Genomic DNA, 25,627 nt, shown 5'->3' on the forward strand with positions numbered 1-25,627 from the left:
CCGACATTCTGCTTGTAAGGCAGACGCTCTACCAACTGAGCTAAGCGCCCTTAACGTCTTCATCGTTTGTGAGGTGCATTATAGAGAATCTAATCAGCGTGTCAAACGCTTTTCCCTTTCTTTTCTCAAAATCTGGCGTGAATGATTAAAAAATAGGTGATTCGATAGAAAAACCTGAAAATTCTGTGTTTTATTTAAACATCAAATGCTTATTTATGATCTTTAGAAATCATCACCTCATTAGATTACAGATTCAATATCCTCTTTTAAAAGATTACGAATCTTTGTGTACAGGAATGAATGGCTCAATTTTTGATTCAGATAAATAAACCAGAGCCCCTCTTTCCATCAAATCAAATATCTCTATGACATCTTGATTACGCATGCGAATACAGCCATGTGAAACAGGGATTCCCATCGGCTCACTATCAGGTGTTCCATGAATGTAGATATACCTTTGTTTACTATCACACCCCTGTCCTTGATTAAAGCCCTGTTCAAGCCCATCTAACCAAAGAATTCGGGATAAAATCCAATCACGTTGTGGGTTTTCAAGCGACAACGCTGGAGAATATATTTCGCCTGTAGGTTGACGTGCGATAAAGACGGTATTAACAGGCAGGTTTTCACCAAATTTTTCAGCAACTTGATGCCAACCTCGTGGTGTCTTACCTGAGTTGTCTTGCTCGCCAATTCCATTTTTACCTGAAGAAATCAAATATAATTTATTGTGTTTGGGTAGATATAGAAGCTGCTGTTCTAAATCAATCAAAATATCTGCCTGTTCTAGCGTATAAGACATTTTATTTCTCGATTTTAAATATGCGGACAGGATGAATATATTATGCAAGGTCTTGTGCCGCTAAAAGTATTGCTTTTTTAACGGTGCTCAGGACGAAGCCATAACCACACTGCAACAATAAACATAATGCTATCAGTAAAAACTTTTACCCAAAATGGTGCATTAGTAAATAGCATAATAATGCCACTGATAAGCATCATGATACTAGCGATCCATTTAGCTCTACGAGGGACTGTGCCATATTCACGCCAATTGCGTAAGGTTGGCCCATATTTAGGATGATTAAGTAACCATGCATCCATTTGGGGCCAGCCTTTTGACGCCGCCCAAGCCGCCAAAATTAAGAATACCGTTGTTGGCATACCAGGCAAAATTGCACCAATAATACCAAGTGTGATAAATATCACTACAAGGCTTCGCCAAAACAACGTTTTCATATTGAATCCTAAAATTGCTTACGCGCCGCCTAGTATAAAAGTTTTATATGTTATTTGCTTATTTCTAATTTAAATTATTGCATTAGGTTGTTATGCCCATTTCTCTTTTCATGAATGAATATTTTGAACCATGGTTAAAGTTCAAACAACCCAGTGTACGTCAACTGGCGTTTTGTCTAGCCAGTCCGAATATTATAAAAAGTATTCCCGATGAACTAAGCATTAACTACAACTTCGATTTACACATGCCACATTTCTGGCAAACACAATTTATCGCCTATCAACAGCGCTTGCTTAGGCTTGACCAGCATCCAGAACCATTGTTTGATTTTCTTAATCAACTAAAAAGCACCCGTTTAGGTTTGCGTTTTGAGTATCTACTCTGGTTTTGGCTACAAGATCATGAGTATCATCCTTACCAACTTTTAGGTCATAGCATCCAAAAAATAGATCACGCAAAGACGTTGGGAGAACTTGATTTTCTTCTTTTAAATACCAATACAAACGAAATTGAACACTGGGAAGTCGCTTTAAAATATTATTTAGGCGAAGCTGATTTTACTCTACCGTTTTGGTTTGGACTAAATCGTGATGACACTTTGTCTAAAAAACTAAATCATTTTACTCAACGCCAATTTCAGTTTAAACAAGTCGATCATCATGTGATCCAAAAACGTTATGCTGTACTAAAAGGTCAACTTTATTTACCTGAATCCTTCCTAGAAACTACTATGAATTTAGACTGGATTGAACCACAAAGACAACTAGGGCAATGGGGAAGTCAAATAAGGCCAGATTATTATCGTTTAACGCGGCATGAATGGTTATGCCCCAATCACGTTCCTTCCTCATCACAAGCAAAATGGTGGACAAATGGCTTATACAAAGGGCCTTATCACTTTGCTCAATATTACATGTATCGGCAACACTTAATGACCTATAAATAACTTATTTACAAGAACAATTCTCTTCTGAAACACTTTTTAACACATTTACTATCAAACACTCATGTTTATTTTCATGATTAGTTTTTAATCTTTGAAGTACATCAGAATTAAATCTAAAGTGGAGATAGATGATGAAAAAAATCTTAGTTGCATCAATGATGGTTGCTTTTGTATTAACGGGTTGTAATACTTTCAAAGGCGTGGGAAAAGATGTATCTAAAGCTGGAGATGCAGTAACGAATACAGCGCAAAAAACTCAAGACAAAATGTAAGTCATCTAATTACATTTTAAAAACCTTATCGAATGATAAGGTTTTTTCATTTATACGTACCCAGATACAACAGTTTAGCCTATTATAACTGTCAGTTTTTCACTGCCAAATTCTTCCCTATGACTTTATCAGATACCTTAGACCTCAGTTTAGAGCTTCTACGCCAACCTTCTGTCACGCCAGTCGATCATAATTGTCAAAATATTATGGCTGACCGTCTTGCTCAGGCTGGTTTTCAAATCGAGCATATGCGTTTTGAAGATGTTGATAATTTATGGGCGCGTCGTGGCACGCAGTCACCTGTATTTTGTTTTGCAGGTCATACTGACGTCGTACCGACAGGTAGCTTACACGCTTGGGAAACCGATCCATTTCAGCCCGAAATTCGTAATGGAATACTGTATGGACGTGGTGCAGCAGATATGAAAACTGCGTTAGCAGCGATGGTGATTGCCACTGAACGTTTTGTTAAAAAACATCCGGATCATAAAGGCTCAATTGCTTATCTTATTACCTCAGATGAAGAAGGACCCTCTATCAATGGTACAGTTAAAGTAATTGAAACCCTTGAGGCCCGTAATGAGAAAATAACGTGGTGTCTCGTAGGTGAACCTTCAAGCACACATCAGTTAGGCGACATTATCAAAAATGGACGTCGCGGTTCACTCAATGCTGTTTTAACGGTTCAAGGTAAACAAGGGCACGTAGCCTATCCCCATTTAGCTCGCAACCCTATTCATTTAGCTGCTGCCGCCATTCATGAGCTGTGTGAAACTATTTGGGATGAAGGCAATGAATATTTCCCAGCAACAACGTTCCAAATCTCTAATATCCATTCAGGGACAGGTGCAACCAATGTTGTACCTGGCACACTTGAAGTGACCTTCAATTTTAGATACTCCACTGAAGTCACCGCAGAAATTTTAAAACAGCGCGTTATAGACCTTCTAGATCGACACGGACTTGAATATGACATTGTCTGGACACTATCAGGTTTACCATTTTTAACGCCCGTCGGCGAATTGGTTAATGCAGCAAAACATGCAATTAAAAAAATTACCGGAACAGAAACTCAGTTATCTACCACTGGCGGTACGTCTGATGGACGTTTTATCGCACCTACTGGCGCACAAGTCTTAGAGTTAGGTGTACTAAATGCCTCAATTCATCAAGTTAATGAACATGTAAATGTTGCGGATCTAGAACCTTTGGCAGAAATTTATGAAGAAATGCTGAAACAGCTTCTTACCTAAATCAACACATATAAAAATACACTCAAAAGAGTGTATTTTTATTATGCTTAAAAAACACAAATAAAAAGAGCAGCTTTAAAGCTGCTCTTTTTCAATCAAAAACTCAGATTATTGAGCTTGTTGACCAGGTTGAACGACTACAGTACGGCTACCAGTAATTGTAGCGAATACACGACGGTTCATTGCACGACCTTCTTTAGTGCTGTTGTCAGCAATCGGTTGATCCCACGCAAAACCTTGAGTAGATAAACGAGAAGCATCAATGTTGTATTCGTTTACAAGAGCTGATTTAACAGAGTTAGCACGAGCTAAAGATAAACGTTCGTTTAACTTACGAGGACCAGTGTTATCTGTGTGACCATCGATACGAGCAGTTGCGTTAGGGTATTCAACTAACTTCTCAGCAACTTTTGCGATTTCAGGTTTGTATTGATCTTTGATGTTTGATTTGTTGGTATCAAAGAATACACGAAGTTCCATGTTAAGATCTTCAGTCAACTCTTGTGGTTGAGGTTGAACTGGAGTTGGCTCAACTGGAGCAACTTCAACTACTGGCGCAGCTGGTTTCAAGTGACCACCAAGAACTACGTTCAAACCTGCAAGAGCAGTATAGCTCCAGAATTTTTCATCAAAGTCATACGTACCACGAGCTTCAGTACGAAGAGACAATGCATCATTTAGACGCCAGAAAGCACCAACACCAGCATTACCAATCGTATCTTTCTTATCAGCTAAACCATCAAACTCATATTTAGCTTGACCAGCACCTAGTAATACATAAGGCTTGATTTTGCTGTCATAATTTTTAGTAATGAGGTCAGAAGTAGCGTAGAAATTACCAACAATGTTTTGTTGTTTGTATTCTGCACCAGGATTTCCAGGAACACCGTCAAGATCACCTTTTACTTGAGAGTATTCAGCTTCAAAACCTAACCAAGGAGTTAACTCAACACCTAATCCAGCACCAACGAATAAATCGTCTTGTAACTCAGGACCAGCTGTAAGTTTGTCATTGTTGTGGTCAGTATCATACCAAGTATAACCTAACAATAAAGGAGTAACGGTTACGCCAGCGTTTGCAGCAGCGAATGGAGCAGCAACCAGCATAGTAGCAAGTGCAATACGACTCAATTTCATGGATATCCTCCAGAGATAAACAAATTGTTTGTTGTTCAAGCTCAGCCTAAAATTTTTATGGCCCTGAGATAACTTTTTATATACCCCAGTATTATTTTTAAGCTACTCACGTTGAATCATACAAACACTTAAACTGATTTCCAAGTGCTTGATAACTTTAATCAAGTAAATTATTGACAAAATTACTTACAATTTCCGTTGTAATTCGGTAACTTTCTACTCAATTTATTGTTGTGAATAGCTTATCTTCACGCTTTCTTTATTTTAGCAGCATTCAAACGCTTAAAGTAATAAATATTTCAACTCAAACTTTTTTTCAATCTTTTTTGCTTAATCTACTGTTAAAAAACAAAAAAAGTTACACAAGATGGACGTATCTTTAACATGAAAAAGATAAATGATGGTTTTTCGTTAATCGAAATAAGTGTTGTATTAACAATCATTGCTGTAATTGCTTCCTTTGCAATCCCCTCTTATCACCAATACATGGCATCACAAGAGGCAAAAAAAGTACCCCAAATGCTCACACGCCATATACAAAAGGCTAAGCATGAATCATTGCTTTATAGAAAGAATATAATTTTATGCGCAACCAGTACCTTTCATGAATGTGATAATAATTGGACGAACGGTTATATTTTATTTATCGATCAGAATAAAAACCGTAACTACGATTTGGATGAAACGGTGTTAGCTATAGAAAGTTTGCAATTAAAATATGGCACATTATCTTGGCAGGGATTTGGCAATAAAAGAATTATTTTTGAAGGGAATTCAGGTCTTCCTCTGGCTTCAAATGGTTCTTTTCGTTATTGCTCACATCATTATCCTCATTACCTCAAGCTAACACTCAGTCGAATGGGACATGCTCGCAATGAATCTCTGACCAGCTGTTAAGAAAACTGGGCAGTCGAGGTTGTGGTCTTTTAGGTCACTTTTATCAATCTACTTTTTTACTATACTGCTTCGAAAACGTAATTCTTAAGTGATTTTGGGAGAAATGATTGTGACAGATATTGTAATTATAAATGGCGCACGTACAGCAATGGGCGGCTTTCAAGGCGTTTTATCATCTTCGACAGCACCTGAACTGGGTGCCGTTACTATACGTGAAGCTGTTCAACGTGCTGGCTTAGTACCAGCAGATATTGAAGAAGTGATTATGGGATGCGTGTTACCCGCGGGTCTAAAACAGGGTCCTGCCCGTCAAGCCATGCGTAAAGCGGGGCTACCTGATTCTACTGGTGCTGTAACCATTAATAAACTGTGTGGTTCTGGCATGAAAGCTGTTATGCAAGCTACAGATATGATTAAGGCAGGAAGTGCTGGAATTGTCGTTGCTGGTGGCATGGAATCAATGACAAATGCACCCTATATTTTGCCTAAAGCTCGTGCAGGATATCGTATGGGTCATGGTGAAATTAAAGATCATATGTTTTTTGATGGTCTTGAAGATGCTGAAACAGGTCGTTTAATGGGTTCCTTTGCTCAGGATATGGCCAATACTCGCAGCTATACTCGAGAACAAATGGATGAATTTGCCATTCGTTCACTTAAGCGAGCTCAAACAGCGATCACCGAAGGCTATTTTAAGGATGAGATTGTTCCTGTCACTGTTTCATCACGTAAAGGTGACATTACAATTGATCAGGATGAACAACCTTTAAATGCTAAAATTGATAAAATCCCATCTTTAAAACCAGCTTTTGCCAAAGATGGAACAATTACTGCAGCCAATGCTAGTTCAATTTCAGATGGTGCTTCAGCACTGGTACTAACTTCTAGTGAAATTGCTAATCAACGCGGTTTACAACCTTTAGCCAAAATTGTAGCAACTGCATCCAACTCTCAACACCCATCTGAATTTACTATTGCCCCTGTTGGCGCAATTGACAAAGTCCTTAAAAAAGCGGGTTGGGATGCTCAAGATGTCGATCTTTGGGAAATCAATGAAGCATTTGCCATGGTGACAATGTGTGCCATCGATGATTTCAAACTTGATGCTGAAAAAGTCAATATTAATGGCGGCGCCTGTGCTTTAGGACATCCTGTAGGTTCGACTGGTTCGCGTATTATTTTGACATTAATACATGCACTAAAACGCACCGGTGGAAAAAAAGGGATTGCTGCATTGTGTATCGGCGGAGGGGAAGCAACGGCTGTTGCCATAGAATTACTTTAAGTCTTCATAATTTTTAATCCCGCTTCGGCGGGATTTTTTTGTGGTGTAGATACAAAATTAGACTGTTTTTTATCTAACTCTAAATTACATTGATGAGGTAACAATAAAAATAATCAGGACAATTCCCTATGCAACTCAATCATTACCTCAACTTTAATGGTGAAGCCGAAGCCGCTTTTAATTTTTACCAATCTGTTTTTGGTGGCGAATTTGCCATGATGACTCGATACGCAGACCTACCCGCACAAGATGGCGTGGTCTTATCAGATTCCCAAAGAAACCTGATATTGCATGTTTCTTTGACTATTAATGAATTTACAGTTCTTATGGGGTCAGATGTCAATGAACAGTTTTGCAGTCCAGCAAATGCGATTTTAAATAAAGGAAATAACCACTATATTTCAATTAATTTAGAAAATGATGAAACAGAAACTCGTCGATTATTTAATCTTTTATCGATGGGAGGATTAGTCGAAATGCCACTACAAAAAACCTTTTGGGGTGCATTGTATGGCGCGTTTACTGATCAATTTGGTATAAAATGGATGGTGAATTGTCAATTAGGAATGGAATAAAACCTTTCTTCTAATAGATAGAGGTGAAATTAATAAATGGACTTTTAAAAATATCGACTAGGTGGTCTATTCTTTTATTAAGTATTTCTGAAGATTTTCGCTTATAGCAAAAAATAAAAATCTTAAATTAAACTTAAATAAAATACGCAAAAAAACAAACCACCCTCACAGAAATGGACAAATAACAGACAAATGAAAATTTAGATCTTAATTAAAAATAAAAATCTTTGACTATAGCGTCTACTTTTTCAGTAAAAAAAGACAATCGTATATTTAAAAAATAATTTCAAACTATTGATTTATAAAAACTTAATTATTATTTTATTTTTTAATACTGTTAAGAAAATAGTATCAAACTATTGCAAGCATTATTTTTTTAACTTATGTAGCCTTATAGAGCATTTACTCTTATTTTAATTGTGTTATTTTTGTTGCATGGAGTAAGGATGAATACAGATACATTAAACTCATTTCTCCAAAATTAAAAATGTAAATGCTTGGAAATAAGCAATAAATTATTTTGTTGTTCAAGGAAAGATTTGAATGAAATTAAAACATTTAACAACCGCTATGATCTTGGCATCACTACCTACAACAGGGGTTTTTGCAGCAGCTCTCGACCGCTCTGGGCAATCTATTGCAGCTTTTTTACAACCAGGCAACTATTTTGAAGCTGGAATTTCCATATTAGATCCGAATGTTTCTGGTCAAACCAAAGACAATTATCCTAATGCCGCACTACCATTATTATCCAATACTGCTACTGGTGAGATGGCAGATGATTATCAATTCTATAATGCAGCATTAAAAGTTCAACTTAATCCAAACTTTTCTTTTGGCTTACTTTACGATCAACCATTTGGAGCCAAAGCAACGTATTCAACTACAACTGCAACATTACCTGCGGTTTTGCCTGGAGCTGCGGCAGCATTTGCTGGTCAGGGTGCATTTCATAATGGCAGCGAAGGCACTGAAGTTGATGTTACCACTCAAAACTTGTCATTTATTTTAGGTTTTCAACCTACTGAAAACTGGAATATTTATGGCGGTGCAGCCTATCAAACTGTTAAAGGTAGTGTCCAATTACGAGGCACAGCTTATGGCGGCAATGCAACATTTGGTGGTTACAATGCCAATATTAAAGAAACTGGAGATGTTGGCTGGTTAGCTGGTATCGCATTTCAGCTTCCTGAAATTGCATTAAAAACATCTTTGACTTATCGCTCTGAAATTGAACATTCGGTAAATGCCAGAGAAACTTTCAATTCTGCGGGAAGTTTTGGTGCATTAAACTTCTTAACCCCCAATAAAACTGATATTACGACACCACAATCAGCAAACCTAGATTTTCAGACAGGAATCATGGCTGATACAGTTGCCTTTGCAAATGTTCGCTGGGTGAACTGGAAAGATTTTTCAATCCGCCCAGATAAATTTGGTAGAGCAAGTGCAATTGCAGGTCCAAGTGTAGGTAAACCGAATGGCTTTGATCTTGTTGCATATACCGATGATCAATGGTCTGCAAATGTAGGTTTAGGCCGCAAGTTAAATGATCAATGGGCTGGGAATGTCTCTGTTGGTTGGGATTCTGGCTCAGGTAATCCTGTTACAACACTTGGACCAACAGAAGGTTATTGGAATGTGGGCTTAGGAGCACAATTCAGTCCAGCTCCAAACTATTTCATCGCGGGCGGGGTAAAATATTTCTGGCTGGGCGATGCTAAAGCACAATCAGGAGCACAATTTGGTACTTCTGAGTACATCGCAGACTTTAAAGATAACCACGCCATCGCTTATGGCTTAAAAATCGGTTATCGCTTCTAAATCATAAACCTAAAAAATAATACCTAAAACTAAAGGCGCTTTGAGCGCCTTTAGTTTTGCTTTATCAAAAAAAACGATTAAGCAGGAATATTACGCTGAGAAACTGAACGGATGGCTTCTTTCAATGCCTCATAGCCATGAATGGCTGGGAATTGAGGAAATTCAGCAATGACATTGTCTGGCGCATCAAATAAGAAACCATGATCTGCTTCACCCAGCATTGTGGTGTCATTATAAGAATCACCCGCTGCGATCACACGAAAATTCAAGCCATGTAATGCTTTAACCGCTTCTCGTTTTTGATCTGGCTGGCGAAGTTTGTAAGCAGTAATCATACCGTTATCATCTGTCTCTAACTTGTGACAGAAAATTGTCGGCCAACCTAATTGTTGCATTAAGGGATGAGCAAACTCATAAAATGTATCTGAAAGAATGATCAATTGGAAATGGGTACGCACCCATTCCACAAACTCTTTTGCGCCCGGTAACGGTCCCATTTCCGCAATTACAGCCTGAATATCGTTTAAGCCTAAACCATGTTGTTTTAAAATATTTAAGCGCTGTGTCATTAACACATCATAATCTGGAATATCGCGTGTGGTGGCTTCAAGCTCTTTGATTCCCGTTTTTTTTGCGAAATTAATCCAGATTTCAGGAACCAAAACCCCTTCCAAGTCTAAACAAACGATTTCCATGCTTACTCCAGCTGATTTAAAAATTGCATTAGTTTAGCATGTAGATTTTCTTGTAAACATGATCTTTTAGATTCAAATTGACTGATTATTCAGGTTGACGCTCCGAAATAGATTATAATAATCTGCAAAATGAGTTGACATCTGATAAGGCAACACTGGAATGAGTTTAGATTTAGATCGTATCAATGCAGAATTAGGCAATGATGCCGAAAAGCTAATTGAATGGGCACTTAGCCTAAATGAAAAAGCAATTGTCACTACCAATTTTCGTCCGTTTGAAGCGGTGATTTTGCATATGCTCACACGTGTTAAACCCGACATTCAGGTGGTATGGATGGATAACGGTTACAACACCGAAACCACCTATAAATATGTTGATGAAATTAGTAAATTACTCCATCTAAATCTACTTACTTATCTACCAAAACGTTCCCGTGCTCACCGAGAGGCATTGGAGGGATCAGTACCCGCTCTGGACGATCCTAAACATGAAGCATTCACCGCAGAAGTAAAGTTAGAACCTTTTGAACGCGCACTACGTGAAACGGCACCTAAAGTCTGGTTCACTGCATTACGTGCAACAGATACTGCTGTTCGTGCAGAAATGGATGCGGTCAGCATCAACCCAGATGGACTGATTAAGGTTGCTCCTTTACTCAAATGGACATCTAAAGATCTTTGGGAATATATGCAAAAACATAATCTGCCTGATAATGAAGACTATTTTGACCCAACCAAAGGTGAAGAACACCGTGAATGCGGTTTACACCTTAGTCATTAATCGGTTGGAAATATCAATCTATATGGTAAAGACAGTCATTTAGGCGACTGTCTTTGAATGACTTAATACCTAACATTCCTATTAATTTCTTTCTTTTAAACCAATAAAGCATTTGCTCAATAAATTTAAATTTATAAAAATATCTAGAATTTTTTATAACCCCGCCATTCTTCACAATTTATTAGCTTTATGTACATTGTTGCTTATATACTAGTCATACACTTATACCTGATACGTGTTCTATAATTCTAAAAACTTAGCTCATCAAAGGTTATTGATATAATTGCAGTGAGGCAATCCAAGCTATGCGCCCATTACATCCCATTGACTTCATTTTCTTATCACTTGAAAAAAGACAACAACCTATGCACGTAGGGGGTTTGTTTTTATTTGAAATTCCAGAAAATGCTCCAGATACATTTATGCAGGATCTGGTGGATGATATTCGCAAATCCAAGTCAATTCCTGTTCCACCCTTTAACAATCGCCTGAATGGTCTGTTTTGGGATGAAGATGAAGAGTTTGATCTCGATCATCATTTTCGTCATGTTTCTCTGCCGCATCCGGGACGTATTCGTGAGTTATTAATCTATATTTCTCAGGAACATAGTACCCTTATTGATCGGGCAAAGCCGCTCTGGACATGCAATATCATTGAAGGAATTGAAGGCAACCGTTTTGCTATGTACTTCAAAATCCATCACGCAATGGTGGATGGCGTAGCAGGTATGCGCTTGATTGAGAAATCATTGTCGCATGATCCTACGGAAAAAAGTATCGTTCCGCCTTGGTGTGTTGAAGGGAAACGGGCAAAGCGTTTGAAAGAACCTAAAACAGGTCGAGTCAAAAAAATCCTGACAGGTTTAAAAGGTCAATTTGAAGCGGCACCGCGTGTCATGCAAGAACTTTCTCAAACCTTGCTGAAAGACTTTGGGCGTAATCCAGATTATGTATCGAGTTTTCAGGCACCTAGTTCGATACTAAATCAGCGGGTTAGTTCTTCGCGTCGATTTGCAGCGCAATCGTTTGAGCTGGATCGCTTTCGCCAAATTGCCAAATCTCTTGATGTCACGATTAATGATATTGTTTTGGCGGTTTGTTCTGGCGCTTTACGTGAATATCTGATTAGCCATCAAAGTTTACCGAATAAACCATTAATTGCGATGGTACCAGCGTCATTACGCAGTGACGACTCTGACGTAAGCAATCGAATCACCATGATTCTAGCCAATCTGGCGACACACAAAGATGATCCTGTAGAACGTCTTGAGATTATTCGTCGCAGCGTACAGAATGCTAAACAACGCTTTAAACGCATGACCAGTGATCAGATTTTAAATTATAGTGCTGTGGTATACGGTGCGGCTGGACTTAATATTCTTTCTGGTATGATGCCAAAACATCAAGCATTTAATCTGGTCATTTCCAATGTTCCTGGCCCACGTGAGCCGCTTTATTGGAATGGAGCAAAACTGGATGCACTCTACCCTGCGTCAATTGTGTTAGATGGGCAGGCGCTTAACATTACGATGACCAGTTATCTAGATAAACTTGAAGTCGGCTTAACGGCTTGTCGTAATGCATTACCACGCATGCAAAACTTATTGACGCATCTAGAAGATGAAATTCTTCGTTTTGAACAATTGATTGCTGAAAAAGAAAGTATGCAAAAGCGGGAAAATGAAGTAATTGCAGCAAGTTAAGTTTTTATTAAGCTAAAAAAAGGGGCTTGAATATGCCCCTTATTTTTTAATTGTACGACATTGTTTGAGTAATTGATGACACACAGAGCGAATCATCGCGGTGGTAATTTGTACTTCTTTACCTTGATCGTCCACCATATAACACGTGTTTACAACATGGCTGCTGTCCATCACATGCTTCAAACCTTGACCAAGTAATCTTTCACTTACATTCATGCTAGAGAACCTCTACTTGCTAAGACGTCTAAAAAGGGAGAATTTGTCTTTGGCTACTGGATGTATCTAGTATTTAAAATTCGCAGGCGAAAGTAAAATTTCAGTTGTAACAAGGATTAAGCGAAATCCTGTTACAATTTCAACTTAAAATGATGTCATATTGCTCTTGCGTGTATAAATTTTCGACTTGAAATTTTATGACACGATTCACAAAATGCTCCAAATCCGCGACAGCCGTAGCTTCTGCAGTTAATAATCGATCAATCACCGCTGGATGAGCAACGACAGTAAAGCCACTCTTGGATTCAAAAGCTCGGGTATATCTTAAAATTTCTCGAAATATCTCGTAACACACTGTTTCTGCTGTCTTCACATAACCCCGTCCTTGACAGGTCGGGCACGACTCACAAAGTAAATGTTCTAACGACTCACGCGTACGTTTACGAGTCATTTCCACTAACCCCAGCTCAGAAACCTGAGTAATTTTGGTTTTAGCATGATCACGTTCTAGCATTTTTTCTAGCTGGCGCATGACTTCTTCGCGATGCGTAGCTTCCTGCATATCAATAAAATCAATAATGATAATGCCACCTAGATTACGAAGTCTTAACTGACGCGCAATGACTTGTGTCGCTTCCATATTAGTTTTAAATACTGTGTCTTCTAGACTACGCCCCCCTACATAGGAGCCTGTGTTGACATCAATCGTAGTCATGGCCTCAGTCTGATCAATCATCAGGTAGCCGCCAGATTTTAGTGCCACACGGGTCTGTAAGGCCTTTTGAATATCCTCTTCAACATTGTACAGATCAAATAAGGGACGTTCACCCGGATAGTGAATCAAACGATTCTTAATATCAGGAACAAATTCATCAATAAACTCCACCAGTTTTGCATGAATTTCACGTGAATCGACATACACCTTAGACGTTTCTTCATTGGCCAAATCACGAATCACCCGCTGTGGTAAAGGTAGTTCTTCAAAAATAAGGTTGGGAACAACGCCACCTTTTTGTTTACGCTGAATAAACTCCCACAGCTTTGCTAGATAACACATGTCTTGTGTAATTGAAGCTTCATCAATTCCTTCTGCGGCTGTGCGAACAATCACACTCCCTGGCAAATGGTGTTCTTTCTGAATACGTTCAATCATACTGCGCAAGCGATCACGTTCTTCTTCAGATTCAATTCTCTGCGAGACCCCGATATGATTACCATAAGGCATGAGAACCAAATAACGTGAAGGAATAGAAAGATCTGTACTTAGTCGAGCACCTTTCGTCCCCAACATATCTTTCATCACTTGAACCGTAAGAATTTGTCCAGGATGCAAAAGTTCAAAGACATTTGGAGTCGGTTGGGAACGTGACCAAACCATATCGTTGATATGTAAAAATGCAGTTCGGGATAATCCTATATCAACAAAAGCTGCCTGCATTCCCGGCAATACACGAACCACTTTTCCTGTATAGATATTGCCCACCAAGCCACGCTTAACTGTACGCTCAACAAATAACTCATTGACCGTTCCGTTTTGGATTAATGCCACCCGACACTCCATAGGCGTGACATTAATAAGTAGTTCTTCCGACATACTAAAACTCAAAATGTTATAAAAATTCTTGTTCCAGAGTTAAAGGAAATCAAGCGTACAATCAAATAGATTGCTCAAAGCCGCTCTTTCTCCCAATGACCTTAACTCTTTTTAATAACTGTACTGTCTCGTATAAAGGCAAGCCCACCACATTGGTATAACTTCCTTCAATTCGAGGAATAAATTGAGCAGCTATCCCCTGTATGGCATATGCCCCAGCTTTATCAACAGGCTCCCCTGTTGCCCAATAATCATCCATATCTGTGTGAGTTAAATGTTGAAATTCAACTCTAGTCTGCACGACATCACTAAAAATATCCTTCGCTGTTGCCACACAAATCCCTGAAAAAACATCATGCTGACGGCCTGACAGCGCTTTCCAAATTTTAAAAGCATGTGCTTTGGATTCTGGCTTACCAATAATCTTACCATCAAGTCCCAAACTTGTATCAGCGGCCAGTATAACTGCATCTGGAAATTTTTTGAGAATCACTTGGGCTTTTTCTCGCGCCAGACGTTCAACGTATGTAGCGACTGACTCATTTTCCTGTTGTGATTCATCAATATCAGGACAAACTACATCAAAGTGCAAACCCAGTTGTTGGAGGAGCTCTTGTCGTCTGGGCGAGCTTGAGGCCAAAATTAAATACGCCATTTATGTAGACAATAATAGATAATGGGCCAGCATAAAATACTGGTAACTAAAGGCTGCCAATGTCGCGCAATGGAAAAGTGGAACCCTCCCATAATTTGCGCCATCCACATAAAAAACAAATGAGCAATCAGCGCCAAAATAATAATCGTCCACAAATTCATAAACGTTAAAATCCGTCGCTCACGGGTAAAATAACGCACAATAAAAGTGATCAAAACAAAACTAAGCGCATTGAGGCCTAAGGGTGAATCAATTAATAAATCGGTAAATAAACCAATAGCAAATGCGAACCAGATACCACACCACGTTGGCTGACATAAGACCCAGAACATCATTACCAGAAACATAATTAATGGTCGCCAGCCTGAAACATCATAGGACAAAGGATAGACCATTAGAACTGAACTGATCACAATTGAAATAATAATAATGAACAGTGGATCTTTACGCTTTTCAAATTTTAATTTAGCGATCGGCATAGGGTTGCTCCATCGCTAATGATTCAGAAAATAAAACCACAACATGATGACCACTGGCTAATTGAGCTGCTGGAGTCACATCAATTTCGGAAAATTCGCCCGAATTATGTCGACGTACCTGCGATACCGTTCCGACCAAATAACCAGCAGGAAAATGCTCACCCAATCCAGAACTATAGACTTTATCGCCTATTTTCACATTGGCACTGGTTGGAACATATTCCATTTTTAAACGTCCAAGATCACCTGTACCTGACACAATCGCACGCATGCCTGTACGTTCCAGACGCACAGAAAGCGAATGTTCTTTATCAGATAACAACATGACTCGTGAACTATGCGGATAGACATTAATAATCTGTCCCATAATTCCTTTATCATCAAGAACCGTTTGGCCCACTTTAATCTGATTGGTTGCACCACGGTTAATAATAATGATATGACGTAATGGGTCTGCATCCGTTCCAATGACTTCAGCAATTTCCATACGTCCATCAATAATTAATGGCGTATCCAAAAGACCACGTAAACGGGTATTTTCCGCAGAGAGTTCAGATAATTTCTGTAGACGTACCTGAGCCTGAAGCAATTCAGCTTGCATCGCAGTATTTTCACGACGTAACTGTGTTTCAGACTTGGTTTGTTGATTGAGCCATTCTCGCGACAATACAGGATAACTGGCTAGCGCATATATGGGATTATATGCAGCATAGATGACATCCCTCGCCGGCTTGATTACATGAGGTATGCGCCAGTTAATAAAGAGCACCACCAGACATGTAATGACCGCGATAACAAACGAGCGAAAAGATGGCGGTTGTCTTGAAAAAAGATTCGGTTGCACCGCCTCGTCCTTAAATAGTATTAACCAACAAAGAGCATGTCATGGTTTGGATTATCGAAGAACTCAAGCACTTTCCCCCCCCCACGGGTGACACAAGTCAGTGGATCTTCAGCAACAACAACAGGTAAACCTGTTTCTTGAGCCAATAATTTATCCAAGTTACGCAATAATGCACCACCACCTGTTAACACGATACCGCGTTCAGCAATATCAGAAGATAATTCTGGAGGAGTCTGCTCAAGTGCTGACTTCACTGCACTGACGATACTTTGTAGCGGATCAGAAATAGCCTGCATGACCTCATCAGAAGTGACCGTGATTGCACGAGGTACACCTTCAGCCAGATTGCGGCCACGAACTTCAATTTCCAAAGTCTGTCCATCAGAAACAGCCATACCGACTTCTTTCTTAATGATTTCAGCCGTAGTTTCACCAATCACACAGCCATGCGCCTTACGCACATAATGGATAATCTGTTCATCAAATACATCGCCACCTATGCGCAATGAATCTGCATAAACACAACCTTGAAGTGAGATAATGGCAATTTCAGTTGTACCGCCACCTACATCAACCACCATAGAACCACACGCTTGTTCAACTGGCATACCTGCACCAATGGCAGCAGCCATAGGTTCTTCGATTAAACGAACATCACGTGCGCCTGCATTGAATACAGCTTCACGAATGGCACGACGTTCAACTAAAGTTGATTTGCATGGTACACATACCACAACACGTGGTGCTGGTGGAAATAGGCGCTTTTCATGTACTTTACCAATAAATTGGTTCAACATGGTTTCGGTCACTTCAAAATCGGCAATAACACCGTCTTTCATCGGACGAATCGCAGAAATATTGGCTGGCGTACGACCTAACATTTGTTTAGCATCGAGACCTACAGCAGCAACAATTTTCTGCGAACCACTGTGACGAATCGCCACAACGGTCGGTTCATTTAATATAATGCCTCGGCCTGGTGCATAAATAAGTGTATTTGCTGTACCTAAATCAATGGCTAGATCTGGCGAAAACAAGCCAATTAGTCGTTTTAGAATCACGGGTCGTTCTCAGTTAAACTTTATATGGACGCAAGTTGGCAACTTTAACTAAATGTGATGCTTTGAACAAGTCAATCGCTTATTATAAGCCACATTATTTGCAAATTTTTAATACAGACTTAGGTGATGTTATGTCTACATCGGATGCTCAGCATTCAGATTTAAATGCACAAACCGTATCTCAAATTGCCAATCTTGCTAGATTGTCGCTCAATGATACGCAATCTAGCGACTATGCTCAAAGTCTAAATAAAATTTTAGACATGATGGAAAGCCTAAAAAGCATTGATACTGATGGTGTTGAACCCCTGAAAAGTCCGTTTGATCATCCCCAACCTTTACGTGCTGATCTGGTGACTGAAACAAATCATCGTGATGAATATCAGGCAGTTGCACCTGAAACGCAAGACGGGTTATATCTGGTTCCACGCGTCATTGAATAGTTAAAAACAGATGAATCATTTTTAATTCATCTCCTTATATTTTAGAATTTGAAGATAAAGAATTTTCACTTATGACAGATTTACATCGCTTATCTATTCGCGAGCTTTCCGAAGGCCTGAGTCAAGCCAAGTTTTCTTCACGCGAATTGACTCAACATTATCTTAATCGTATTTCCAAACTGGATACGCAAATTAAAAGTTATGTGACTGTGACGCCTGAACAAGCATTGCTTGAGGCTGATGCAGCAGATGCAGCGTTAAAAACAGGTCACGCTACTGTGCTAACAGGCATTCCTCTAGCGCATAAAGATATTTTTTGTACTCAAGGGATTAAAACCACTGCGGGTTCAAAAATGCTAGACAACTTCATTTCACCTTATGATGCTACTGTGGTTGCCAAAGCAAAAGCTGCAGGTTTAGTCACTTTAGGTAAAGTGAATATGGATGAATTCGCCATGGGTTCAACCTCAGAAAGTTCATATTTTGGTGCGACCAAAAATCCATGGGCATTGGATCGTGTACCTGGGGGATCATCAGGTGGTTCTGCGGCAGCTGTCGCGGCTGATCTTGCACCTTTCGCGACGGGTACGGATACAGGCGGTTCAATTCGTCAGCCTGCATCATTCTGCGGTTTGACAGGTCTAAAACCAACCTATGGCCGTGTATCTCGTTTCGGTATGATTGCTTATGCATCGTCGCTTGATCAAGGCGGACCAATGGCTCGTTCTGCTGAAGACTGTGCGTACTTGATGAATGTCATTGCAGGTCATGATGCCAAAGATTCAACTTCTGTTGATAAAGAAGTAGATGACTATGTGGCAAACTTGAAGTCAACATCGTTAAAAGGCTTACGCATTGGGATTCCAAAGCAATACTTCAATGTGGCTGGTTTAGCCCCTGAAGTAAAAGCGCGTGTTGAAGAATCATTAAAAAAACTCGAAGACATGGGGGCAATTCTGGTTGAGATTGATCTCACAATGACTGAAAGCTATGTACCAACCTACTACTTGATCGCACCTGCCGAAGCATCATCTAACCTATCACGTTATGATGGCGTTCGTTATGGCTATCGTTGTGAAAATCCAGTGGATTTGATGGACTTGTATAAGCGTTCACGTTCTGAAGGTTTTGGCGCTGAAGTGCAACGTCGAATCTTGATCGGTACTTATGCCCTTTCTGCGGGTTATTACGATGCTTATTATGTCAAAGCACAAAAAGTACGCCGTTTGATCCAGCAGGATTTCTTAAAAGCATTTGAAAGTGTTGATGTAATTGCAGCACCCTCCGCCCCTACGACTGCTTATAAAATTGGCGCAGATTTAACTCCTGTGGAAATGTATTTGGGTGATATTTATACCCTTGCAGTGAACTTGGCAGGTTTACCTGCAATTAATGCACCTGTGGGAGTTGATAGCAACAGCCTTCCTGTTGGTTTGCAACTCATTGGCAATTATTGGTCAGAATCACAATTGCTATCAATTGTGCATCAATATCAACAAGACACAAACTTCCACACCCAACGTGCGGCAATTGCTGAGGAGAATGCATAAATGACCAATACCTCAAAAACAGCACAGAAAAAGCCAAAATCAAATCTTATTGATGGCTGGGAAGTGGTGATCGGGATTGAGATTCACACGCAACTTGCAACTCAATCTAAAATCTTCTCAGGTTCATCAACTGAATTTGGTCAGGATCCCAATACACAAGCCAGTTTGGTTGATCTGGCTATGCCAGGAGTGCTTCCAGTACTCAATGCAGAAGTGGTGAATCTTGCCATTCGTTTTGGTTTGGGAATTGATGCCTATATCGATCAAGCTTCTGTATTTGCACGTAAAAATTACTTTTATCCAGACTCTCCTAAAGGCTATCAGATCAGCCAAATGGACAATCCAATTGTCGGTTTGGGTCATATTGATATTCAGCTTGAAGATGGCACAGTAAAGCGTATTGGTGTTACTCGGGCGCATCTTGAAGAAGATGCGGGTAAATCGATCCATGATCAGTTTGAAGGTCAGTCAGGTATTGACTTAAACCGTGCTGGTACACCATTACTTGAAATCGTATCTGAACCTGATATGCGCTCGGTTGAAGAAGCTGTGGCGTATATCAAATCGATTCACACACTTGTACGTTGGTTGGGTATTTCTGACGGCAATATGGCAGAAGGTTCGTTCCGCGCTGACTGTAACGTGTCATTACGTCGTCCGGGTGAGCCTTTTGGTACACGTTGTGAGTTAAAAAACCTCAACTCATTCCGTTTCATTGAACAAGCGATCAATGTTGAAATTGAACGTCAAATGGAAATTTTGGAATATGGTGGCACCATTGACCAAGAAACCCGTCTGTTTGATCCAAACAAAATGGAAACTCGTTCAATGCGCTCAAAAGAAGAAGCGAACGATTACCGCTACTTTCCTGATCCAGATTTGTTACCTGTGATCATTGCGAATGAGCAAATTGAAGCCATTAAAGCCACCATGCCAGAACTTCCTGCTGCACGCCGTGAACGTTTCATCGCCAACTTCGCTGTGACTGAATATGACGCGCATGTATTGACGCTCTCTCGTGAAATGGCCGATTTCTATGAAGCGGTTGTGGCTGCTTCTGGTGGTGCAACCCAAGGGAAGATTGCCGCAAACTGGGTGATGGGTGAATTCTCAGGCGCTTTAAACAAAGCAGGTCTAGAATTGGCGGACTCACCAGTGTCTGCCGAATTACTTGGTGGCATGATTGCTCGTATTGTCGATAACACCATCAGTGGTAAAATTGCCAAGCAAGTCTTTGGATTTATGTGGGATGAAGGCAAATCTGCTGATGACATTATTAGCGAAAAAGGCCTGAAGCAAGAAACTGATACGGGTGCAATTGAAGCTATCATCAAAGACGTTTTAGCAGCCAATGAAAAAATGGTTGAAGAATATAAATCTGGCAAGGAAAAAGCCTTTAACGGTCTTGTCGGTCAAGTGATGAAAGCATCGAAAGGCAAAGCCAACCCTGCTCAAGTGAATGAATTAATGAAGAAATTGATTGGTTAAACTGGTCAAATTTCAAAAGAACAACCCGCTTTATAGCGGATTGTTCTTAAAGTTTTCAAAAAATATTTAAAAACAGCTTTAGGCCAAAATTCAACGCTAAAGTTTTTGTATTTTTACAACCCAATTTTATTTAATAAACCTGGTGTCAAAAACGTCATAGCAATCTTATTTAAATCAATATAACGCAACGTACCTTGTAACTGCTGACTTACCGCAGGATCTTTTATAATGCTTTCACCAGCATCACGCCCGAGCTGCTGAAAACTCTGTCCAACCGCCTGTAGACCTTCAGTCTGAATCACCGCTTTGGTCTGTGCAGAGCATTGCTCAACGATAATTCGCTGTAACACTTGCGCTAGTTTTTGATCAAGTTGATCTTTTTGTGCAGGGGTAATATTACTAAATGCTTTTAAATCTGGATGTACTGACAAAGCAGCATATGTCCATTGTAATACAGTCGTTTTATCTGCCACGGTGGTTGATTTAACTAAACAATCACTGAGTTGATCAACCGTAGGGCCAGCATTCGCCATTTGTGCCGTACCGCCTAAAGCGCTAACCATTAAAAGCGAATGCCCAAAATAAGAAAATTTACGGCGCACCACAGAATACAGGCGTGACATCAGTTTAACTCCAATCAACAATTTCCTATTTCTATCACAAATATAGTCGTTATATCTGTTAGTAGGCTGTAAATAAACCGCTTAGCCTTGCCCTGCATAATTCCACTGTTCTGGAATGTTGGGCTGGCGTGGTGCTTGATTTAAATTAATATTCAGATTGCGACTGCCTTTATATGATTTCTCGTCTGAGTCTGATGCAGGTGACACCTCCAAGCGATAAAAATAACGGAATTGCCAAAGCATCGGTTTGACTGGACGAATATCCAGACTTAGACCATCTTCATCATGGCATTTGCCTTTAGACTGTTCATAGTCTTGCTCGGAAAAACAGGCACGAATCATGCGACTAAAACTAAAGGGATAATCTGTTATAAAGCGATTAGTTTTACCATTGTCGAGCAATTCATAAAAACTGGCACGTTCGATATTGGCCCCTCCACCTGAATACATTTCTGAAAAAGGTGAAATCATAGCGATGGCATAACGAGTCTGAGTCATTAGAAAAAGTTTAGGAAAAATAAATGGTTGTTCATCAACATCCTTATTTTTTTCAACAAGAGGAATTTCCCATTGTCGATCCAGCTTTAAACCTGTCTGCGAGGATGTAAACACAGCAATATGATCTTTCACAAGTAACCATAATTTTTGATCTGGTGTTTTAAGACTTCGCCATTTTTCAGGTTGCTCACAAAGTTGTTTTGCCTGTTGACAGATTTGCCGCTGCTCAACTGCATTTAGCTGCTTTTGATTAAAATCAAGAATCTTGAGTGGTGCTGCATAAACTTTAACCATCATGCAACTGCCCAATATGGTTAAGATCAATCGTGCAGAAATTTTTTTATCGTACTTCATATTCTAATCCGTCTTTTATGTTCTATCTTTTACTTTACATCTTGTATTTACTCAGATGTTTTAACCAGACCTAGAGCCTATATATCAATAATCATTCATGGATTGGTAAAGACTAAATGGTTTAATTTTATTCGACTAAAGTGACTGTTCAAAGCTCTTAAATCATATCGATGCTTATGTTATGGTTAATAAAAACTTTATATCAATGTTTCCTTTGTACTTCTTGACCATAAACACAACAAAAGAGGATAACGCATGTCCAAACAAATTTTAATGCTCGTTGGCGACTATGCAGAAGATTATGAAACTATGGTTCCTTTTCAGTTTTTAACAGGCTTGGGTTATATCGTGCATGCCGTTTGCCCTGAAAAAAAAGCAGGTGATCATATTGCAACGGCGATTCATGATTTTGAAGGTGATCAAACCTATAGCGAAAAACGCGGCCATAATTTTGCCATTAATTATGATTTTGATGCAGTCAACACACAGGATTATGCCGGGTTAGTCATTCCAGGTGGACGTGCACCTGAATATTTACGAATGAATGAACGTGTAGTGGCAATTGTCCGTGAGTTTGACAACGCACAAAAGCCGATTGCCGCCGTCTGTCATGGCGCTCAATTATTGGCCGCAGCAGATATTATTCGTGGACGCTTATGCTCAGCCTATCCTGCTTGCGCAGTTGAAGTAAAATTAGCAGGGGGTCAATATGCAGATATTGCTGTTACAGAAGCAGTCACAGATGGACATTTAGTAACCGCTCCTGCTTGGCCCGCTCATCCTGCCTGGCTGTCACAGTTTGTTAAAGTTCTAGGGGCTAAAATCATACTTTAAGCCAAATCATCAGCTTCATTAAATCCCCCTTCGTTTAAACTTCGCATTTACGGCCAAACTTAAACGAAAGAATAAGTAACTCGAGGCTTATTGAATTTGCTTAAGCATATTTTTGGCACCCGCATGATTCTGATTCGTGGCAAGATTTTGTAAAATCCCAACAGCTCGTGCTTTGGGATTGCTAAATCGGCTTTTATAAGCAGATACATGGGTTAGGCATTTTGCAACCAATACGCCCGACTCAGCATATACATTACTTCCATTTGTATTGTACAACTTGCCATAACTGTAAGCTTTTTCAGCATTATTACAGGCAACGATCTGATTTTGACCTTTGGTCAAATCCTTACGTGCTGCCACATAATATTTTAACTGCTGTGATTGGGGTGTTTCCGCCACTTTTTCAGAACTTTTTAGCTGTGGTTCATTACTGTTTTTAGTCTCTTTTTTAGCCTCTAACTCTTTTTTGGCATCTGCCTCTCTTTTAAGATCAACTTCTTTTTTAGTGTCCATATCTTTTTCAATCAGATGTTTATTGTTCTTGGTCGAGGTCTGATTAGTAACTACTCTTTTAGATACAGCGTTTAAAGCTATATTATTTTTACTGTAAAAGTTCTTACTTTCCTCTAATGACATTATTCTGGTTTGCAAATTCACTGAACGAATTGCAGCTTTATCCATCTCACTACTTTTACTTTCTGCAACAGGCTCAATTGACACAATCCAGCTTTTTCCAACGCCCTGATCACATTGATATGCACCAATCCCTTGCTTAACACTGCTATTGGCGGCTAATATTTTTCTGGAATTATTGTCTTTTACCAAGTTCAAATTGCTACGATGCAATAAAGAAAATTTACCGCCATTCGCATGACAATACTGACTTAAATATTTACGTGGATAAAGGGATTCTGGTTCCGCTCCAGTCTGTTGTTGCCCCCAGTCGTAAATATACGCTCTGGATGTTCCTGTGGTCCCGTTTAATTGTTTTTGAACAATTAAATCCTGAGCTGAAGTAAAATTTTGCATTGTTTCGATACGAGTGTTTTTAGGTGTAGAAGCACATCCCTGTAACAATAAGACACTCAACCCCAGCCATATCCCTAATTTAGATTTCACGTTACTTTTTCTCAGTTCTTTTTTATCGCTAAAATATAGCAAAACTCATCCCAAAATAAACATAATGATCTGATTTTTATTGAAAAATAAATAAATCAAATTTGATGGTGTATTCAAAACAAGTAATAAAATGCCAACTTTTTTCTATTCACTCATAATGAATGAAATATCGATCAATTAGCTATATGTTAAGTTTTTCATACAAATATGGAATCAGGTGAATTTATTCACTTTGGTGCAATTTCTAATGATCAGAAGCTTGAAGTCTATGCAGAAGTTGTGCTTACTTAAATGTTGCAAGATTCATGGTTATCTCTTTCTTGATCTCACTCCTTATCCTCAGATACTTGCAGCAAGGATAAAATATGCTGAACCCGAATATTCATTTGGTCTGCACGGTAAATAGCATAGATCGGTGCAATACACGGTTTTTTGGCTTCAAGTACTTTATAAATAATCTGCTTGTTCCAGAAATCTTGAATAGATGCAGGCACAATAGACAAACCAATGCCTGCCGCAATCAAGTTTAGACTGGAGGTCAAACGAGGCGCTTCCTGCACAACGTGAGGACTAAAACCAGCTTGATAACAACTTGCCATAATATTATCAAATAAATCCTGTCCACCTAAACGCCGATAGAGAACAAATTCGTAAGGTTCCAAATCTGATAAATGAATAGCTCCATCAGTTTGAGCTAATGTATGATTATTTGGTAAAGCCACCATTAATGGTTCGTTTAATATATGTTGACTATGTAATTTCTTCTGCATAGCAGCAGGTTTACGTAAGAATACGATATCTAGCTTTTCATTGATAACGGCATCAATTAAGGCGCTGCTACTTTCTTCTTCCAGATGAATAGATACCTGTGAAAATTGATCACGAAATGCTCTTAATACGGTGGGCAAAAAGGGATGCAATCCAACCGAATGAGTAAACCCCACATTCAGCTGTCCTTCTTTGCCCTGCGCTATATTTTGAACCCGTCTAGGAATTGACTGGGCATGAGCTAAAATTGTAAGCGCCTCTTGATAAAGCACTTTACCTGCTTCGGTCGCCTCTACTCCACGCGGCAATCGTTTTAGGAGCTGGCTATCGAGTTCCTGCTCAAGACTTTGCATTAATCTGGTCAACGGAGGCTGCTGCATATGAAGCCTAACCGCAGCTTTAGATATATTACTTTCTTCAACCACAGCAACAAAAGCATTCAGTTTATGTATATCAATCATAGCTATACTTTTTTAGTATGTTTTATGCCAAA

27 protein-coding genes are annotated in these 25,627 nt (G+C 39.4%); 13 read left to right on the forward strand and 14 right to left on the reverse strand.

The features are described from left to right. Window positions 1-274 precede the first annotated feature (274 nt). Window positions 275-802 carry a cell wall-recycling L,D-carboxypeptidase ElsL gene (gene elsL / locus IAE19_RS12540; RefSeq protein ID WP_200461257.1) on the reverse strand — a complete coding sequence of 176 codons (528 nt, stop codon included), beginning with the start codon at window positions 800-802 and terminating at the stop codon, window positions 275-277. A 77-nt stretch (window positions 803-879) separates the two neighbouring features. Continuing rightward, window positions 880-1,239, reverse strand: coding sequence for a YbaN family protein (locus tag IAE19_RS12545; protein ID WP_200461258.1), 360 nt, complete (start codon window positions 1,237-1,239; stop codon window positions 880-882). Window positions 1,240-1,331: 92 nt separating this feature from the next. On the opposite strand from IAE19_RS12545, the gene IAE19_RS12550 reads away from it, so the two are divergent. The 3 genes from IAE19_RS12550 (at window position 1,332) to dapE (ending at window position 3,711) form a co-directional block, all read left to right on the forward strand. After that, window positions 1,332-2,186 carry a DUF1853 family protein gene (locus IAE19_RS12550; RefSeq protein ID WP_200461259.1) on the forward strand — a complete coding sequence of 285 codons (855 nt, stop codon included), beginning with the start codon at window positions 1,332-1,334 and terminating at the stop codon, window positions 2,184-2,186. A 128-nt stretch (window positions 2,187-2,314) separates the two neighbouring features. Next, complete coding sequence (locus IAE19_RS12555) at window positions 2,315-2,458, forward strand: entericidin A/B family lipoprotein (RefSeq protein WP_200461260.1); 144 nt, start codon at window positions 2,315-2,317, stop codon at window positions 2,456-2,458. Window positions 2,459-2,577: 119 nt separating this feature from the next. Next, complete coding sequence (gene dapE, locus IAE19_RS12560) at window positions 2,578-3,711, forward strand: succinyl-diaminopimelate desuccinylase (protein WP_200461261.1); 1,134 nt, start codon at window positions 2,578-2,580, stop codon at window positions 3,709-3,711. 108 nt (window positions 3,712-3,819) lie between these two features. Here the strand turns inward: dapE and omp38 are convergent, their stop codons facing one another. Next, entirely contained in the window at window positions 3,820-4,848 is a 1,029-nt protein-coding gene (gene omp38 / locus IAE19_RS12565; RefSeq protein WP_200461262.1) for an outer membrane protein Omp38, read from the reverse strand. A gap of 384 nt (window positions 4,849-5,232) precedes the next feature. On the opposite strand from omp38, the gene IAE19_RS12570 reads away from it, so the two are divergent. From IAE19_RS12570 to IAE19_RS12585, 4 genes are all read left to right on the forward strand, one after another. Beyond that, entirely contained in the window at window positions 5,233-5,745 is a 513-nt protein-coding gene (locus IAE19_RS12570) for a GspH/FimT family pseudopilin (RefSeq protein ID WP_200461263.1), read from the forward strand. A gap of 109 nt (window positions 5,746-5,854) precedes the next feature. Continuing rightward, window positions 5,855-7,030, forward strand: a complete 1,176-nt coding sequence (locus IAE19_RS12575) for a thiolase family protein (protein WP_200461264.1) — start codon at window positions 5,855-5,857, stop codon at window positions 7,028-7,030. A gap of 128 nt (window positions 7,031-7,158) precedes the next feature. Beyond that, on the forward strand, window positions 7,159-7,605 hold the full coding sequence (locus tag IAE19_RS12580) for a VOC family protein (protein WP_200461265.1): 447 nt from the start codon (window positions 7,159-7,161) through the stop codon (window positions 7,603-7,605). A 543-nt stretch (window positions 7,606-8,148) separates the two neighbouring features. Next, on the forward strand, window positions 8,149-9,429 hold the full coding sequence (locus IAE19_RS12585) for an OmpP1/FadL family transporter (RefSeq protein WP_200461266.1): 1,281 nt from the start codon (window positions 8,149-8,151) through the stop codon (window positions 9,427-9,429). Window positions 9,430-9,506: 77 nt separating this feature from the next. On the opposite strand, the gene thrH is transcribed toward IAE19_RS12585, so the two are convergent. Then, complete coding sequence (thrH, locus tag IAE19_RS12590) at window positions 9,507-10,124, reverse strand: bifunctional phosphoserine phosphatase/homoserine phosphotransferase ThrH (RefSeq protein ID WP_200461267.1); 618 nt, start codon at window positions 10,122-10,124, stop codon at window positions 9,507-9,509. Between the two features lie 160 nt (window positions 10,125-10,284). Here thrH and IAE19_RS12595 point away from each other — a divergent pair, with 160 nt between their 5' ends. Both IAE19_RS12595 and IAE19_RS12600 read left to right on the forward strand, forming a co-directional pair. Beyond that, the gene (locus IAE19_RS12595; protein WP_200461268.1) at window positions 10,285-10,905 is read left to right on the forward strand and encodes a phosphoadenosine phosphosulfate reductase family protein; all 621 of its coding nucleotides are present in this window, start codon (window positions 10,285-10,287) and stop codon (window positions 10,903-10,905) included. Window positions 10,906-11,210: 305 nt separating this feature from the next. Further along, window positions 11,211-12,608, forward strand: coding sequence for a WS/DGAT/MGAT family O-acyltransferase (locus IAE19_RS12600; RefSeq protein ID WP_200461269.1), 1,398 nt, complete (start codon window positions 11,211-11,213; stop codon window positions 12,606-12,608). Between the two features lie 39 nt (window positions 12,609-12,647). On the opposite strand, the gene IAE19_RS12605 is transcribed toward IAE19_RS12600, so the two are convergent. The 6 genes from IAE19_RS12605 to IAE19_RS12630 form a co-directional block, all read right to left on the reverse strand. Next, window positions 12,648-12,824, reverse strand: coding sequence for a PA1571 family protein (locus IAE19_RS12605; protein WP_200461270.1), 177 nt, complete (start codon window positions 12,822-12,824; stop codon window positions 12,648-12,650). A gap of 139 nt (window positions 12,825-12,963) precedes the next feature. Continuing rightward, window positions 12,964-14,418, reverse strand: a complete 1,455-nt coding sequence (gene rng / locus IAE19_RS12610) for a ribonuclease G (RefSeq protein ID WP_200461271.1) — start codon at window positions 14,416-14,418, stop codon at window positions 12,964-12,966. Between the two features lie 61 nt (window positions 14,419-14,479). Further along, window positions 14,480-15,073: a Maf-like protein gene (locus IAE19_RS12615; protein WP_200461272.1), complete on the reverse strand. Its 594-nt coding sequence runs from the start codon at window positions 15,071-15,073 to the stop codon at window positions 14,480-14,482. Further along, window positions 15,061-15,552, reverse strand: a complete 492-nt coding sequence (gene mreD, locus IAE19_RS12620; RefSeq protein WP_200461273.1) for a rod shape-determining protein MreD — start codon at window positions 15,550-15,552, stop codon at window positions 15,061-15,063. Before mreD ends, IAE19_RS12615 begins: the two co-directional genes overlap by 13 nt. Further along, window positions 15,539-16,396 carry a rod shape-determining protein MreC gene (gene mreC, locus IAE19_RS12625; RefSeq protein WP_200461274.1) on the reverse strand — a complete coding sequence of 286 codons (858 nt, stop codon included), beginning with the start codon at window positions 16,394-16,396 and terminating at the stop codon, window positions 15,539-15,541. The genes mreD and mreC overlap by 14 nt, the downstream gene beginning before the upstream one ends. Window positions 16,397-16,416: 20 nt before the next feature. Further along, complete coding sequence (locus tag IAE19_RS12630) at window positions 16,417-17,457, reverse strand: rod shape-determining protein (RefSeq protein WP_200461275.1); 1,041 nt, start codon at window positions 17,455-17,457, stop codon at window positions 16,417-16,419. Window positions 17,458-17,588: 131 nt separating this feature from the next. On the opposite strand from IAE19_RS12630, the gene gatC reads away from it, so the two are divergent. From gatC to gatB, 3 genes are all read left to right on the forward strand, one after another. After that, entirely contained in the window at window positions 17,589-17,900 is a 312-nt protein-coding gene (gene gatC, locus IAE19_RS12635; RefSeq protein WP_200461276.1) for an Asp-tRNA(Asn)/Glu-tRNA(Gln) amidotransferase subunit GatC, read from the forward strand. Window positions 17,901-17,971: 71 nt separating this feature from the next. Further along, window positions 17,972-19,450: an Asp-tRNA(Asn)/Glu-tRNA(Gln) amidotransferase subunit GatA gene (gatA, locus tag IAE19_RS12640; protein WP_200461277.1), complete on the forward strand. Its 1,479-nt coding sequence runs from the start codon at window positions 17,972-17,974 to the stop codon at window positions 19,448-19,450. Next, entirely contained in the window at window positions 19,451-20,938 is a 1,488-nt protein-coding gene (gatB, locus tag IAE19_RS12645) for an Asp-tRNA(Asn)/Glu-tRNA(Gln) amidotransferase subunit GatB (RefSeq protein WP_200461278.1), read from the forward strand. It begins immediately after the preceding gene. A gap of 113 nt (window positions 20,939-21,051) precedes the next feature. Here the strand turns inward: gatB and IAE19_RS12650 are convergent, their stop codons facing one another. Beyond that, the gene (locus IAE19_RS12650; protein WP_200461279.1) at window positions 21,052-21,561 is read right to left on the reverse strand and encodes a hypothetical protein; all 510 of its coding nucleotides are present in this window, start codon (window positions 21,559-21,561) and stop codon (window positions 21,052-21,054) included. A gap of 81 nt (window positions 21,562-21,642) precedes the next feature. Continuing rightward, window positions 21,643-22,413 carry a hypothetical protein gene (locus tag IAE19_RS12655; protein WP_200461280.1) on the reverse strand — a complete coding sequence of 257 codons (771 nt, stop codon included), beginning with the start codon at window positions 22,411-22,413 and terminating at the stop codon, window positions 21,643-21,645. A 255-nt stretch (window positions 22,414-22,668) separates the two neighbouring features. On the opposite strand from IAE19_RS12655, the gene IAE19_RS12660 reads away from it, so the two are divergent. Further along, window positions 22,669-23,247 (forward strand): DJ-1/PfpI family protein, encoded by a 579-nt coding sequence (locus IAE19_RS12660; protein WP_200461281.1) that lies wholly within the window; start codon window positions 22,669-22,671, stop codon window positions 23,245-23,247. An 87-nt stretch (window positions 23,248-23,334) separates the two neighbouring features. Here IAE19_RS12660 and IAE19_RS12665 read toward each other — a convergent pair whose 3' ends face one another. After that, entirely contained in the window at window positions 23,335-24,366 is a 1,032-nt protein-coding gene (locus tag IAE19_RS12665) for a hypothetical protein (protein WP_200461282.1), read from the reverse strand. A 326-nt stretch (window positions 24,367-24,692) separates the two neighbouring features. After that, the gene (locus IAE19_RS12670; RefSeq protein WP_200461283.1) at window positions 24,693-25,595 is read right to left on the reverse strand and encodes a LysR family transcriptional regulator; all 903 of its coding nucleotides are present in this window, start codon (window positions 25,593-25,595) and stop codon (window positions 24,693-24,695) included. Window positions 25,596-25,627: the final 32 nt, after the last annotated feature.

The organism is Acinetobacter sp. S40, assembly GCF_016624705.1.
In the GTDB taxonomy this organism is placed as follows: domain Bacteria; phylum Pseudomonadota; class Gammaproteobacteria; order Pseudomonadales; family Moraxellaceae; genus Acinetobacter.

Coding starts and splice junctions, on each gene's coding strand:
- IAE19_RS12660 (WP_200461281.1), top strand. CDS start 22,669: ATGTCCAAACAAATTTTAATGCTCGTTGGCGACTATGCAGAAGATTAT.
- rng (WP_200461271.1), bottom strand. CDS start 14,418: ATGTCGGAAGAACTACTTATTAATGTCACGCCTATGGAGTGTCGGGTG.
- IAE19_RS12655 (WP_200461280.1), bottom strand. CDS start 22,413: ATGAAGTACGATAAAAAAATTTCTGCACGATTGATCTTAACCATATTG.
- IAE19_RS12595 (WP_200461268.1), top strand. CDS start 10,285: ATGAGTTTAGATTTAGATCGTATCAATGCAGAATTAGGCAATGATGCC.
- gatB (WP_200461278.1), top strand. CDS start 19,451: ATGACCAATACCTCAAAAACAGCACAGAAAAAGCCAAAATCAAATCTT.
- IAE19_RS12555 (WP_200461260.1), top strand. CDS start 2,315: ATGATGAAAAAAATCTTAGTTGCATCAATGATGGTTGCTTTTGTATTA.
- IAE19_RS12550 (WP_200461259.1), top strand. CDS start 1,332: ATGCCCATTTCTCTTTTCATGAATGAATATTTTGAACCATGGTTAAAG.
- thrH (WP_200461267.1), bottom strand. CDS start 10,124: ATGGAAATCGTTTGTTTAGACTTGGAAGGGGTTTTGGTTCCTGAAATC.
- omp38 (WP_200461262.1), bottom strand. CDS start 4,848: ATGAAATTGAGTCGTATTGCACTTGCTACTATGCTGGTTGCTGCTCCA.
- elsL (WP_200461257.1), bottom strand. CDS start 802: ATGTCTTATACGCTAGAACAGGCAGATATTTTGATTGATTTAGAACAG.
- IAE19_RS12585 (WP_200461266.1), top strand. CDS start 8,149: ATGAAATTAAAACATTTAACAACCGCTATGATCTTGGCATCACTACCT.
- IAE19_RS12605 (WP_200461270.1), bottom strand. CDS start 12,824: ATGAATGTAAGTGAAAGATTACTTGGTCAAGGTTTGAAGCATGTGATG.
- gatC (WP_200461276.1), top strand. CDS start 17,589: ATGTCTACATCGGATGCTCAGCATTCAGATTTAAATGCACAAACCGTA.
- IAE19_RS12545 (WP_200461258.1), bottom strand. CDS start 1,239: ATGAAAACGTTGTTTTGGCGAAGCCTTGTAGTGATATTTATCACACTT.
- IAE19_RS12570 (WP_200461263.1), top strand. CDS start 5,233: ATGAAAAAGATAAATGATGGTTTTTCGTTAATCGAAATAAGTGTTGTA.
- gatA (WP_200461277.1), top strand. CDS start 17,972: ATGACAGATTTACATCGCTTATCTATTCGCGAGCTTTCCGAAGGCCTG.
- IAE19_RS12650 (WP_200461279.1), bottom strand. CDS start 21,561: ATGTCACGCCTGTATTCTGTGGTGCGCCGTAAATTTTCTTATTTTGGG.
- IAE19_RS12670 (WP_200461283.1), bottom strand. CDS start 25,595: ATGATTGATATACATAAACTGAATGCTTTTGTTGCTGTGGTTGAAGAA.
- mreD (WP_200461273.1), bottom strand. CDS start 15,552: ATGCCGATCGCTAAATTAAAATTTGAAAAGCGTAAAGATCCACTGTTC.
- IAE19_RS12615 (WP_200461272.1), bottom strand. CDS start 15,073: ATGGCGTATTTAATTTTGGCCTCAAGCTCGCCCAGACGACAAGAGCTC.
- dapE (WP_200461261.1), top strand. CDS start 2,578: ATGACTTTATCAGATACCTTAGACCTCAGTTTAGAGCTTCTACGCCAA.
- IAE19_RS12600 (WP_200461269.1), top strand. CDS start 11,211: ATGCGCCCATTACATCCCATTGACTTCATTTTCTTATCACTTGAAAAA.
- IAE19_RS12580 (WP_200461265.1), top strand. CDS start 7,159: ATGCAACTCAATCATTACCTCAACTTTAATGGTGAAGCCGAAGCCGCT.